The organism is Lentzea sp. NBRC 102530 (assembly GCF_030269365.1).
Lineage (GTDB): Bacteria > Actinomycetota > Actinomycetes > Mycobacteriales > Pseudonocardiaceae > Lentzea.
The window spans coordinates 63,469-75,942 of record NZ_BSTF01000007.1 but is presented as its reverse complement, the minus strand read 5'-3'; the positions used below and the strand labels follow the sequence as shown (position 1 = coordinate 75,942).

15 protein-coding genes are annotated in these 12,474 nt (G+C 71.5%); 9 read left to right on the top strand and 6 right to left on the bottom strand.

All coding sequences use genetic code 11. The features are described from left to right. Positions 1–61: 61 nt before the first annotated feature. Positions 62–892 (bottom strand): S1 family peptidase, encoded by an 831-nt coding sequence (locus QSK25_RS20070; RefSeq protein WP_285640244.1) that lies wholly within the window; start codon positions 890–892, stop codon positions 62–64. 229 nt (positions 893–1,121) lie between these two features. Here QSK25_RS20070 and QSK25_RS20065 point away from each other — a divergent pair, with 229 nt between their 5' ends. Together QSK25_RS20065 and QSK25_RS20060 are read left to right on the top strand one after the other, a co-directional pair. Further along, positions 1,122–1,529 carry a four-helix bundle copper-binding protein gene (locus tag QSK25_RS20065; RefSeq protein WP_352236122.1) on the top strand — a complete coding sequence of 136 codons (408 nt, stop codon included), beginning with the start codon at positions 1,122–1,124 and terminating at the stop codon, positions 1,527–1,529. 6 nt (positions 1,530–1,535) lie between these two features. Beyond that, positions 1,536–1,919, top strand: coding sequence for a sensory rhodopsin transducer (locus QSK25_RS20060; protein WP_285640243.1), 384 nt, complete (start codon positions 1,536–1,538; stop codon positions 1,917–1,919). Between the two features lie 303 nt (positions 1,920–2,222). Here QSK25_RS20060 and QSK25_RS20055 read toward each other — a convergent pair whose 3' ends face one another. The 3 genes from QSK25_RS20055 to QSK25_RS20045 form a co-directional block, all read right to left on the bottom strand. After that, positions 2,223–3,257 (bottom strand): aldo/keto reductase, encoded by a 1,035-nt coding sequence (locus tag QSK25_RS20055; protein WP_285640241.1) that lies wholly within the window; start codon positions 3,255–3,257, stop codon positions 2,223–2,225. Positions 3,258–3,285: 28 nt separating this feature from the next. Continuing rightward, positions 3,286–3,696, bottom strand: coding sequence for a VOC family protein (locus QSK25_RS20050; protein WP_285640238.1), 411 nt, complete (start codon positions 3,694–3,696; stop codon positions 3,286–3,288). A gap of 82 nt (positions 3,697–3,778) precedes the next feature. Beyond that, positions 3,779–4,462 (bottom strand): alpha/beta fold hydrolase, encoded by a 684-nt coding sequence (locus tag QSK25_RS20045; RefSeq protein ID WP_285640236.1) that lies wholly within the window; start codon positions 4,460–4,462, stop codon positions 3,779–3,781. A 110-nt stretch (positions 4,463–4,572) separates the two neighbouring features. Between QSK25_RS20045 and QSK25_RS20040 the strand changes: the two genes are divergently transcribed. Beyond that, complete coding sequence (locus QSK25_RS20040; RefSeq protein WP_285640231.1) at positions 4,573–5,529, top strand: helix-turn-helix transcriptional regulator; 957 nt, start codon at positions 4,573–4,575, stop codon at positions 5,527–5,529. Here QSK25_RS20040 and QSK25_RS20035 read toward each other — a convergent pair. Next, on the bottom strand, positions 5,526–6,422 hold the full coding sequence (locus QSK25_RS20035; protein ID WP_285640230.1) for a helix-turn-helix transcriptional regulator: 897 nt from the start codon (positions 6,420–6,422) through the stop codon (positions 5,526–5,528). The two genes, QSK25_RS20040 and QSK25_RS20035, sit on opposite strands and share 4 nt — an antisense overlap. 102 nt (positions 6,423–6,524) lie before the next feature. Between QSK25_RS20035 and QSK25_RS20030 the strand changes: the two genes are divergently transcribed. Genes QSK25_RS20030 through QSK25_RS20020 form a run of 3 tightly spaced genes read left to right on the top strand, consistent with a single transcriptional unit; the run spans position 6,525 to position 9,438 of the window. Beyond that, the gene (locus QSK25_RS20030) at positions 6,525–7,034 is read left to right on the top strand and encodes an SRPBCC family protein (protein ID WP_285640229.1); all 510 of its coding nucleotides are present in this window, start codon (positions 6,525–6,527) and stop codon (positions 7,032–7,034) included. Positions 7,035–7,042: 8 nt separating this feature from the next. Then, positions 7,043–7,954 (top strand): MBL fold metallo-hydrolase, encoded by a 912-nt coding sequence (locus tag QSK25_RS20025; RefSeq protein ID WP_285640227.1) that lies wholly within the window; start codon positions 7,043–7,045, stop codon positions 7,952–7,954. A gap of 5 nt (positions 7,955–7,959) precedes the next feature. Next, positions 7,960–9,438, top strand: a complete 1,479-nt coding sequence (locus QSK25_RS20020) for a carboxylesterase/lipase family protein (protein WP_285640225.1) — start codon at positions 7,960–7,962, stop codon at positions 9,436–9,438. A gap of 60 nt (positions 9,439–9,498) precedes the next feature. On the opposite strand, the gene QSK25_RS20015 is transcribed toward QSK25_RS20020, so the two are convergent. Continuing rightward, a complete protein-coding gene (locus QSK25_RS20015) occupies positions 9,499–9,900 on the bottom strand; it encodes a hypothetical protein (RefSeq protein ID WP_285640224.1) in 402 nt (133 codons plus the stop codon). On the opposite strand from QSK25_RS20015, the gene QSK25_RS20010 reads away from it, so the two are divergent. From QSK25_RS20010 to QSK25_RS20000, 3 genes are all read left to right on the top strand, one after another. After that, complete coding sequence (locus QSK25_RS20010) at positions 9,854–10,090, top strand: hypothetical protein (protein ID WP_285640222.1); 237 nt, start codon at positions 9,854–9,856, stop codon at positions 10,088–10,090. The two genes, QSK25_RS20015 and QSK25_RS20010, sit on opposite strands and share 47 nt — an antisense overlap. Positions 10,091–10,181: 91 nt before the next feature. Then, a complete protein-coding gene (locus tag QSK25_RS20005) occupies positions 10,182–10,466 on the top strand; it encodes a hypothetical protein (protein ID WP_285640221.1) in 285 nt (94 codons plus the stop codon). A 472-nt stretch (positions 10,467–10,938) separates the two neighbouring features. Continuing rightward, positions 10,939–12,129, top strand: a complete 1,191-nt coding sequence (locus QSK25_RS20000) for a hypothetical protein (protein WP_285640220.1) — start codon at positions 10,939–10,941, stop codon at positions 12,127–12,129. The last annotated feature ends 345 nt before the right edge of the window (positions 12,130–12,474 follow it).

Below are 12,474 nucleotides of genomic sequence, written 5' to 3'. Positions count from 1 at the left end.
CGAGCGGCCGGGTGCCACCGCGAGGGGAGAGAGCGGTGACACCCAGGTGCTTCGGCGAGGGTCAGCGGTGGGTGTTGACGGTCTGCTGGATCCAGCCGGTGTAGGCGGTGGCGTTGGTGTACAGGCCCGGGCCGTTCGCGCAGGGCACGTCCTCGTCGCCGGGGCCGGAGGTGACGCCGATCAGTTCCCACCGCCCCCACTTCCCGCGTTGCAGCTGGGGGCCGCCGGAGTCGCCGGAACACGCCATGGCGCCGGCCTTCGGGCTCACCGTGCAAAGGCGGGTCCGGTTCGCGAAGCCGGGCGCGCACTCGGACTCGGCGCCGCGCCGGGTGTCGAGCTGCTGCAGCCGTTCGGCGAACTCCCACTCCTGCGGGCCGGACCCCTCGACCGTGGTGCCGAATCCCAGCAGCCGGGTCGGGGTGCCGGGAGCGCCGGCGCGGGCGGCGATGCGGATCGGCTGCTGCGTGACCGGGCGGTCGAGGCGCACCAGGGCGATGTCGTCGCGGTTGGGTTGCGTGCCCGGCGGCACTTCGTAGCCGGGGTGGCGGACGACGAGGTCGATGGACCGCACGGTGCCGCCGGCACTGCGGTGGTCGCTGCCGATGCGCACGGTCCCGTCCAGCACCGCCCCTCCCTCGCCCTGGCCGACGCAGTGCGCCGCCGTCAGCACCCACCGCGGGTGGACCAGCGACGCCCCGCAGACACCCTTGGCGTTGCCCGCGCTCGGCACGGTCAACGGGATCGAGCTCATGAACTGGTAGCGCTCGGTGGAGTCCTCGCCGTTGATGATGGCTCCGGCGGTACCGGCCGTCGCCGTGACGGCGAACGCCCCCGCCAGCAGCACACCGGCCACCCGGACCACGTCGCGGCGCACGGACTTCAGTCTCGACATGTTCTTCCTTCACAACGGGAACAACGAGCGAGACCAATCCTTTCCGTTCACTGTGGACGGAACCATCCGGTCACCCCGCCCGTCGGCGTCGAGGCTCCTCGACCATCGGAGGTGGAGCCTGCACCACCAGGGGGCGGCGGCTCTGCCCGGTTCGAGTGGGCGTTCGTGGTTCGCCGGCAGGTGAGGGGGTAGTCGTCACGGAACCGGACCCATCCCGAGGAGGGCTGACGTGACCAAGACGACCATGCCGATGCTGGAGAGCCACCCCGCGGAGATCAACCTCGACCGGGGCAGCCTGGCGGCGGCGATCGACGCGCTGATCGCGTGCGCCGAGGCGTGCACCGCGTGCGCCGACGCCTGCCTGGGCGAGAGTTCGGTGGCGGAACTGACGAAGTGCATCCGCACCGACCTGGACTGCGCGGACATCTGCGGTGCCACCGCACGGGTGCTGTCCCGCCTCACCGGCTACGACGCCAACGTCAGCCGGGCGTTGCTGGAGGCGTGCGCGGTGGCGTGCAAGGCCTGCGGCGACGAGTGCGAAGGCCACGCGACGATGCACGAGCACTGCCGCATCTGCGCCGAAGCCTGCCGGGCGTGCGAAACCGCCTGCCGCGACCTGCTCGCCACCATCGGCTGACCGGGGGTGACCGTGCAGAACGCTCTGGGACAGCGCACCTGGGTGATCGCGGAGGGACACATCCCCGGCGGTGGCCACGGCGACAGCCCGGCCCTGCGGAGCCACGAGACCGCGTGCATCCTCAACACCTCCGACACGGACGCGCACGTGGAGATCACCGTCTACTTCACCGACAGGGAACCGGTGGGGCCGTACCGCCTGACGGTGCCCGCGCGCCGCACGCGGCACCAGCGGTTCAACGACCTCAGCGACCCGGAGCCGGTCCCGCGGGACACCGACTTCGCCACCGTGCTGCACAGCGACGTCCCGGTCGTCGTGCAGCACAGCCGTCTCGACTCCCGCCAGGCTGAACTGGCGTTGCTGTCGACGATGGCCTGGCCGGCGACCTAGGCCCTACTCGTCGGTCCCGGTGGACCGGCTACCCGAGCGCTTTTACCCGCACCGCGGCGATCGCGGGCTCGCGCTCGGCCGGCGTCGCCGGTGGCCGGGTGATGGGGTGCGACCTGCCGACGAACGCCCCGGGGGCGAAGACCACGGAGTCCGCGCCCCAGTTCGCCGGTCGGTGCGGAGCGAGAAGGCTTGGCGGGCAAGCGCTCCGGCTCGCTGACGGCGACGCCTGTCGCGCGCCTTCTCCGACCGCCGGACCCCGAAACGCGTGCGGCCGGCAAGCCTCCACGAAGGACAGGACGCGAGTCACGCGGCGGCGCGGTCGTCCACCGCACGCCGACGCAGTCCGGGACGGGTGAGCGCTTCCGGTGCGGGGGCGACGTCGACCGCGCCCAGGTCGGTGCCGGGCGGTACGACCTCGTCGATGCGGTTCAGGACCTCGTCGCTGAGCGTGGTGCCGGCGCCGGCGAGCAGGTCGTCGAGGTGGGCGGCGGTGCGTGGTCCGATGATCGCCGAGGTGACGCCGGGGTGGCTCACCACGAACGCGAGCGCGAGGTGGGTCAGCGACAGGCCGGCCTCCTCGGCGATCGGCAGGAGTCGCTCGACCGCGGCGTGTTTGCGTTCGTCGGTCATGTGCCGGGGCAGCCAGTGCAGGCTGCCGGCCGAGATCGGTTCACCGCCGGGCCGGAAGCGGCCGGTGAGCAGGCCGGCGGCCAGCGGGCTCCAGGTCAGCACGCCCAGCCCGTACTGCTCGCAGGTGGGCAGCACGTCGCGTTCGACACCGCGGTTGAGGATCGAGTAGTGCGGTTGCTCGGTCCGGAACCGCGCCAGCCCACGACGTTCCGCCAACCACTGCGACTCGACGACCTGGGCGGCGGACAGGCCCGAGGTGCCGATCGCCCGCACCTTGCCGGACCGCAGCAGGTCGGTCAGGGCGGACAGGGTCTCCTCCGCATCGGTGCGGTGGTCGGCGTGGTGGACCTGGTAGAGGTCGAGGTGGTCGACGCCGAGGCGGCGCAGGGAGTCCTCGACGGCGGTCGTGATCCACCGGCGGGAGTTGCCCTGCCGGTTGGGGTCGGTTCCCATGGGGCCGTTGAACTTCGTGGCCAGGACCACGTCGTCGCGGCGGCCGCGCAACGCCTTGCCGACGATCCGTTCGGTCTCGCCGTCACCGCCGTAGACGTCGGCGGTGTCGACGAAGTTGATGCCCGCGTCGAGTGCCCGGTGGATGATCCGGACGCAGTCGTCGGTGTCGGGGTTGCCGTAGGGGCCGAACTTCATGGTGCCCAGGCAGAACGGGCTGACCTGGATGCCGGTGCGGCCCAGGGTGCGCATGCGCACGGGAAAGCCTTTCGTCAGAAGGGATCGGTCAGGCGGCGAGGTCGAGGGTCCAGGTGACCCCGAACCGGTCCTGGAGCATCCCGTACAGCGGCGCCCACCCTGCCGGGCCGAGCTCGGCCAGGATCGTGGCGCCCTCGGACAGGCCCTTCCAGTAGCCGGTGAGCTCCTCGGTGTCGGTGCCGCGCACCGAGACGAAGAACGGCCGATCGCCCGCGTCGTAGGTCTGGTTCTCGCGCACGTCGTACGCCATGACGTGGAACCCCGCCTCGGTGCGGACCTCGCCCCACGAGACGCGGTCGGCGTCAGCCGGGTGCTCCACGTCCTGGGCCTGGGCGTAGGTGAACGCGACCACCTGCCCGCCGAAGACGGACCGGTAGAACTCCAGCGCCTCCCGCGCGTTGTCCCGGAAGTTCAGGTGGACGGTGGTCTCGATGCTCATGACGATCCCCTTCGGCTTGTTCGGACACCAGACTCGCACCAGTAGGTGACAGGGAACGTCCGCTTCTCCGAAGGGTTGCCGATCAGGCCTCCCCGGTCGCCGCGATGAGCCGGGCGAGTTCGGCGGGCTTGGTGTGCATGGGCCAGTGGCCGGATTCGATGTCGGCGAAGTCGAGGCGCTCGGCCCTGGCCAGTTCCGGCACGTCGCCCGCGTCGATCCACTCCTTCGCCTGGGCGGGGGTGAACTCGGGACAGACGACCACGACCGGCACTGTGAAACGCCGCTCGTCGGTCAGCCGCACGACGCCCGTGGCCACCTCGGCGGGGACGGGGATCGCGGCGGCGGCGAACGCGTTCCTGGCCTCGTCGTCGAGGTCGGCGGAGTCCGGCCCCTCGAACGGCGCCCAGCCGGGGAAGGGCATGACGTCGCCGTCCAGGTCGAAGAAGTCGGCGTAGGAACTCCCGTCGGCCGCGGGGAAGCCGCCGACGAGGACGACCGCGGAGACCTTCGCGGGCCGCGCGTCCGCGGCCATCCAGGCGAGGCTGCAGGCGGCCGAGTGCCCGACCACCACGGCCTTGCCGGGCACGGCGTCCACGGCCTCGAGCACGGTCGCCACCTGGTCGTCGAGAGTGGCGGACGCGGCTCCGTCGCCCTGGCCGGGCAGCGTCAGCGGCACGGGGCGGTGACCGAGCGACCGGAGTGCGGACGCGACGTCGTCCCAGGCGGATCCGTCGAGCCACAGGCCGGCGATGAGCACGATGTCCATGAACTGTTCTCCCTGTTCGCGCGGCCGGGTGGCCGCGGTGCACCGCCACGCTAGAGGCAATTCCGGACGATCGGCTTCCGGTATGCCGGCCGATCTCCTAGCCTGCCGTGGTGCCGAGCGACATCAGCCCCACCGCCAGAGCACTGCGCACCCTGGAGATCCTCCGGACGCACCCCGGCACGACGGCCGACCAGCTCGCCGGGCGTCTGGGCGTCACGGAACGAGCCGCCCGCCGCTACGTCGGGATCCTGCGCGAGGCGGGCATCCGGGTGGAGTCGAGCCGGGGCCCCTACGGCGGGTACCGGCTGCACCGCGGAACCCGGCTGCCGCCCGTCGTGTTCACCCAGGCCGAAGCACTGGGACTGGTCATGGCCGTGCTCGACGGCCAGCCGTCCGCCACCGAGGCCGGCCACCCGGTCGGTGCGGCGCTGGGCAAGGTGATCGAGGCGTTGCCGGAGGACGTCGGCAGGCAGGCGGCCGTGCTGCGCGAGCACGCGAAAGCCGCCCCTGACCGCAACTCGGCCGGCCCGGAACCCGCGATCACCAGCGCCCTGGTGACCGCCGTGGCGACCAGGCACCGGGTGCGGATCGCGTACCGCGGCGAGGCCGGCAACACCTGGAAGTCCGAAGTGGACCCGTGGGCGGTCGTGGTCCGGCACGGCCGCTGGTACCTCTTGTGCCACTGCCACAGGGCGGACGCGATCCGCACGTATCGGGTCGACCGGGTCCGCGCGGTCAGTCAGACCGCGCACGCGTTCGCACCACCGGAGGACCTCGACCCGGTGGCGATGCTGGAGGAGAAGCTCGGCACCGGCTGGAAGTTCCCCACCCACGTCGTCTTCGACGCCCCGCCGGCCGAGGTGGCACCCTGGATCCCGGCACCGATGGGACGGCTGCACCCGTCGGCGGACGGGTGCGTGCTCCTCGGCAGCACCAGCAATCCGGCGATGTACGCGCAGGAATGGCTGGCGGCCGTGCCCTTCGACTTCCGGGTCGAGGGCGGGGCCGAGCTGCGCGCCGCGGTCGCGGCGGTGGCGGCGCGCTTCGCGGCGGCTCTGGTGCGTTAGCCGGACGTCTTGGCTCGCGAGCGCTGTGCGCGCGGATGCTCCTTCACGGACACAACCTGGGCGAGCAGGGCGATCGCGGCCTGGTCGTCCGAGCCCGGTGGTGTCGTGACGACCGTGAGCGTCTGGTCGGGCGCCTGCGGGATGCGCAGCGTCTGCTGGTTCACCACGAGAGGTCCCGCGACGGGGTGGTGCATCCGGTGGGTGGTGCTGTCGCAGGGCCGCACGTGGTGGTTCGCCCACATCCTCGCGAACTCGGGGCTCCTGGTCGCCAGCTCGCCGACGAGCGCGCTCAGCTCCTGGTCGTCCGGGTACTTCCCGGCGACGGCGCGGAGGTTGCTGACGACCGCGTGGGCCTTGACCGTCCAGTTCGGGTAGAGCTCGCGCGTGTGGGCGTCGAGGAAGACCAGCCTGGTCATGTTGGGGCGGTCGGCGGGACGACCGGGGCTCAGTGGGTCGAGGTGCCCGGCGAACAGGGCGTGGCCCAGCGCGTTCCACGCCAGCACGTCGCCACGCCTGCCCAGCAGGATGGCGGGCACGTGCTCGAACGTGCCGATGAGTTCGGCGGTGTCGGGGGAGACGCGCTCGACCGGCTGCTTCGGTGCCGCGGTGCGCTTGCGCGGTCGGGCCAGTTCCCACAGGTGCGCGTGTTCGCCGGCGTCGAGCTGGAGGGCGCGGGCGAGGGCGTCCACGACCTCCTGGGACGCGTGCAGCGCCTGGCCCTGCTCGAGCCGGACGTAGTAAGAGGCGCTGACGCCCGCGAGGCTCGCGACCTCCTCCCGCCGCAGGCCGGGCACCCGGCGCCGTTCACCGTAGGTCGCCAGGCCGACCTGCTCGGGCCGCAGTCGCGCCCGGCACGCCTGGAGGTACTCGGCGAGCTGTCCCTGTGCGCTCATGGATCCCAGTATGTGTGAAACGCGAGCGGCGAGCCTTACAACGCCAGTGGTAGGCAACGCCCGGTCTGGTTCGGTGTGCCGCCGCCGGGCGAAGGTCGTTGCATGACAACGACCTTCGAGGACAGGCCGGTGATGGAGCTCGACCCGGCGCCGTTCGGCTTCCGGCGCAGCACCTGGGTTCCCGTGCCACCCGCACGCCTCTACGAGATCGTCAGCGACGTCTCCCGGATCGGCCTCTGGAGTCCGACCGCGTCCGAGGTCTCCTACGACGACGGCGCCGGACCGCGACCCGGTGCGTGGTTCAGCGGCCACAACAAGCGCGGTGAGCGCGCGTGGGTCAGCCGGTCCCAGGTGCTCACCGCACGTCCCGGCGCCGAGTTCGCGTTCGTCGTGGGCGGGCTGGACGAGGGCATCGTGCGCTGGCGCTGGACCTTCCACGCGGACGGTGCCGGATCGGTCGTGACCCAGGAGTGGCAGCTGTTGCGCATGGACCCGCTGCTCGGGGCCACTCACGGCGAAGTGGTGGGACTTCGCGACGAGATGGTCGCGAGCGTGGAGACCACGCTCATCGCCCTGGCGAAGTGGCTGCACAGCTCGAACAACGGTCAGTGAGGGCGGCGATGGACACGATCGAACTGGGTAGCGTCTCCGTGACCCGGGTGTGGGAGTACTACGGCTCGGTGGAGATGACGCCCGCGGAGTTCTTCCCCGGCACCTCGCCGCACGTGTGGAAGTCCGAGGAACGGTGGCTGGCTCCCGAATTCCACGACCCCGCCACCGACGCCGTGCACTCCGCGATCCAGACCTGGTTGCTGCGCAGCGAGGGCAGGACCATCCTCGTCGACACCGGCGTGGGCAACCACAAGGAGCGCCCCTACGCCCCGGTGTGGGGTCACCTCGACACGGACTTCCTCGGCAACCTCGCCCGCGCGGGTGTCCGCCCGGAAGACGTGGACGTCGTCATCAACACGCACCTGCACATCGACCACGTCGGCTGGAACACCCGCCTGCAGGACCGCACCTGGGTCCCGACGTTCCCCAACGCCACCTACCTGATGCCGAAGGACGACTTCGACTTCTGGAACCCCGCCGGCAACAACCCGACGGTGCTCGGCCGCGGCAACCAGAACGTCTTCGAAGACAGCGTCGCCCCCGTTCACCGGGCTGGTCTCGCCCTGCTGTGGGAGCACGGCCACCAGATCGACGCCAACCTGCGTCTCGAACCGGCTCCCGGCCACACGCCGGGATCGAGTGTCCTGACCCTCGCGTCCGGCACCGACCGTGCCGTGTTCGCGGGGGACCTGCTGCACAGCCCGGTCCAAGTGCTCGAACCGGACACCAACAGCTGCTTCTGCGAGGACCCCGCCGCCGCCCGCGCCACCCGCCGCAGGATCCTCGGCGAGGCCGCGGACACCAGGACCCTCGTGTTCCCGGCGCACTTCCCCGGCGGAGGTGCCGTGGAGGTCGGTCACGACGCGGGCGGGTTCGTCATCGAGGAGTGGGCCCCTTTCGCGGGACACGGGAAGAGGTGAGCCGAGTGGAGGTCGACACCGAACAGGGGACCGTGCTGGGCCTGCGCCGGAACGGGGTCAGCACCTTCCGCGACATCCCTTACGCGGCAGCGCCCGTCGGTCCCGCCCGGTTCGAGGCGCCCGCGGAGCACGCGTCGTGGCGGGGCGTGCGCGACGCCACCGGCTTCGGTCCCACCGCACCACAGGCGCCACGGGTGCTGGGCACCATGGACCTGCGCGCCTACTTCGGCGACGGGTGGCACCGCGGCGAGGACTACCTCACCGTCAACATCTGGACGCCCGACCCCCACGCCGATGCCTTGCCCGTCATGGTGTTCGTGCACGGCGGTGGCTTCGTCGCGGGCTCCGGCCGCACCGAGTTGTACGACGGGTCGGCGTTCGCCCGTGACGGCGTCGTCTTCGTCACGGTGAACTACCGCCTCGGCATCCCGGGATTCCTCGACGTGCCCGGAGCGCCGGCCAACCGCGGCCTGCTGGACGTCGTCGCGGCACTGCGCTGGGTGCGGGCGAACATCGCCCGTTTCGGCGGCGACCCGGACGACGTCACGGTGTTCGGCCAGTCCGCCGGGGCGACGATCGTCGGCGGGATCCTCGCCACGCCCGAAGCCGAGGGCCTCTTCCGGCGCGCGGGTGTCCAAAGTGGAAACGGCCTGGGCGCCTTCTCCACCGAACAGGCGTCCCGCGTCACCCGAGCCGCGGCCCAGGTCCTCGGCATCGAGCCGACGGCCCGCGCGTTCTCGGAGATCCCCGATGACCGCCTCGTCGAGACGGCGTCCCAGCTCGCCGGGATCGACCTGCGCACCGCCACCCGCACGGACCCCCTGATGGGGCTCAGCCCCTTCAGCCTGGTTCTCGACGTGCAACCCGCGGACTCCGCCGTGGCCGCCGTGGACCTGCTCATCGGCACGAACGCCGAAGAGGGCAACCTGTACCTGGTCCCGGTCGGCAGGTACGCCGGCTCGACCGGCGCGGACGTCGACGACGTGGCCGCCAGGGCACATCCCGACCCGGCACGGCTGGTGCGGACCTACCGCGAGCAGCGGCCGGCGGCCGGCGACCCGGAAATCCGTGCGGCCATCCTGGGCGACGCCCTGTTCGGCGCGGGAACCCAGGCGCTCCTCGAGGCCCGAACCAGGCACTCGGGCGCGGCCACCTTCGTCTACGAGTTCGCCTGGCGTTCGCCTGCGTTGGACGGTGAACTGGGAGCCACGCACACCGTCGAACTCCCGTTCGTCTTCGGGCGGACGGCCCTTCCCGCACTGCGCGGTCCGAACAGGATGCTCGGTGAGGGCGAGCCTCCCGCGTCCCTGGCAGCGCTGGTCCACGACAGCTGGGTCCGATTCGCCCGCGAGGGAGATCCGGGCTGGCCGGCCCGGACGGCCGAGCGCCGCACCACCATGCGGTTCGACCTGGAGAGCGGGCCGGTCGACGACCTCCGCGTGGCCGAACACGAGGTGTGGCGCCGGAGAACCCCGAGGCGGTAGTGCAGCCGGGTGGCCCTCCATCCGCAGGGCCACCCGGAAGCACTTCGCGTGACCCCCGGCCTACTCGGTGAACATCGTGTAGGAGCGCATCTGATCGAAGCGCTGCGCGGCCAGGTCTTCGGCGCGGAGCAGGAAGCACCCGTAGTAGACCTCGCTCTGCGTGGGGAACTGGGCGAGCGGCAGCCATTGCCGGACCAGCTGGTGCTCCTCCTCGTGCTGCAGGCGAAGCCGCTCCTCGATCGGCAGGTCCGCACCGCGGCTCCGGACGCTGTCGTAGGACATCTGCGTGTGCGGGTCGTCCGAAGTGCCGGCGTTGCGGCAGTACCCGCCGATCTGCAGCGTGCTGCGGTAGCGGTCGTCCTTCTCCGGCCAGAGCTCGCCGACGACCTCGCACAGCCGGTCGATGTCGATTTCTGTGCTGAAGAAGGCAGGGGCGGCCGTCGCTATCGCGGGCGCTCTCATCGGTATCGGTTCCACCGCGCTGGCCGATGCCCCTGAGCTGGACATCACGGACCAGGTCGGTGTCGCGGACCTGAACGACTCCGAGGTCGCCAGCGATCTGAACGCCTGCTTCGTCGACGTGAACGTCATCGCGGTGCCGGTCCTGTCGGACAACGACAGCGGCCTCTGCGCCAACCCCGACGACAAGTGATGTGAAGGGGAGTGGAGCCGACGAGGTCGGCTCCACTCCTCCCTTCACCGCGCGTGCAGAACAAGACGACCGGTTCGTGAGGAGAATCGTCATGCTGAAGAAGACTTTGACCGCGGCCGCCGTCGGCGCGGGTTTCCTGATGATGGGCACCCCCGCGCTCGCGACGCAGGGCGACGCGATGGACGACATGATGGACCTCGCGTCGAACTACGAGCACAACCACCAGGTCGGCCTGGTGAACATGGAGAACTCCGAGCTCCTGAGCGACATCAACGTCTGCCACGTGGACGTGAACGTCATCGCGGTGCCGCTCTTCTCCAACAACGACGGCGGGCCGTGCGTCAACCCCGACATCGAGGCCGACGCGGACCGCTGACCCGCGGCACACCACGCGAGACCCGCTGACGCACCGGCTCCCACCGGTTGATCACTTCGGGGGCCGGTGCGCCGGGGTCCGCGGCGCGTGGTGACCGGCTGGACGTGCTGGCTCTCCCGGGTCGTCGGGAATCTGAAGCGATGACGGTCCGGGAGAGCGTCCGGCCGCCGAGCAACACCGTGAAGCGCCCGGCTGGGCTTGGCCGGGCGCTTCACGGCGTTCCGGGCCCCCTCGGCCAGGAGCGCCGGTTGTCGCCCGATCAGCTGACAGGCGTCGGAAGAGTTTCTTCCCGTTCGACGCGGTTACTCCAAACGGCGCAGTCAGGGTGTCCCGCTGGGAGGGGAGGACTTCTGCACGAGGACACCAGCGCGGCGGCACGCGGCGAGGCCCGCGGACCGGACGCCACCGTGCTCCGGGCCGTGGAAGAACCCGCGCGGCCGCACCGGAAGACGCCTCGCATGAAGGGAAGACCATGCGCAAGAACGTCAAAACAGGACTCCTGGCCGTGCTGGCGGCCGGAGGTCTGGTCCTGGCCGGCGGTCCGTCGGCCGGCGCCGCCACCGGTGCGTTCCACCCGGTCGGCACCGGCGGTGTGGAACACCTGCTCTCGGCCGAGTGGCTGGAACATCTCACTGCCGCGTCCGCCGCGGCCGGGCACGGCGCACCCTCCGGGCACGGCGGCAACGCCGTCAGCGCCAACACCGCGACCTCCGGAAACACCGGTCACACCGGCGATTCCGGCGACACCGGGGACAACGACGCCCACGTCATGTGCGTCCACGCCACGTGCACCACCGGCACCGGATCCGGTCACTCCGGTACCACGTCCACGGGTGACTCGGGTGACGCGACCAACCACAGCACCACCCACGGCGGTGACTCCGGCAACGGCGGCAGCGGCGGAAACGCCGACGCCACCGCGGAAAGCTCTGTCGAGTCCGAAGTGGATGGTGAGGACGCGGCCAGTGCCGCCGAGACCGCGGCGACCGCCACGGCCGGGCACGGCGCAGCCGCGGGCAACGGCGGCAACGCCGCCAGCACGAACACCGCCACTTCCGGAAACACCGGCCACTCAGGTGACTCCGGCGACACCGGGGACAACGACGCCTGGGTGATGTGCGTGCACGCCACGTGCACCACCGGCACCGGATCCGGTCATTCCGGTACCACGTCCACGGGTGACTCGGGTGACGCGACCAATCTCAGCACCACCCACGGCGGTGACTCCGGCAACGGCGGCAGCGGCGGAAACGCCGATGCCACAGCGGAAAGCTCCGCGGAGGTCGAGTCGGACGACAGCGTTCACAGCGACAGCGACAGCGACAGCGACAGCGGCACGACGGCGACGGCCACGGCCGGAAACGGCGCGCCCTCCGCACAGGGCGGCCACGCCGTCAGCTACAACACCGCGGTGTCCGGGAACACCGGCGGTTCCGGTGACTCCGGCGACACCGGCGACAACGACGCCTGGGTGATGTGCGTCTACTCCACCTGCCTGACCGGCACCGGCTCCGGTCACTCGGGCACCACGTCGACGGGAACCTCCGGCGACGCGGCCAACCACAGCGTCACGACCGGCGGTGACACCGGAGACGGTGGCGCCGGCGGTGATGCCGCCGCAGAGGCCGCCTCGGAGGCGTCGACCGAGGTGGAGGACGAGTGACCGACTGATCTGACGGGGAACGGACGGGATCGGCTCTGCGATCCCGCCGGTTCTGCTGAGCGGATCAGCAGCCGCACCCGTCAAGGCTGGTGTCGGGCGACCGCCGTCGCCGATCGTTGGCGGCTCGGCCTGGTCGGGCGACCGCCGTCGCCGATCATCGGCAGCTCGGCCTGATCGACCACAGCCCACTCGCGCAGCGGGTCATGTCGTTCGCCTGCCTGTCGGCCCGGCGCCCGTGCCCACCGACTCGCAGGTGCCGATTTCCACGGCGGTGGCGCCCGGCATCCCCTGACCGGCTGCCGTCACCCGGCCGCCCGGCTGGAGGACCCAGCCGGTCCACGGGTG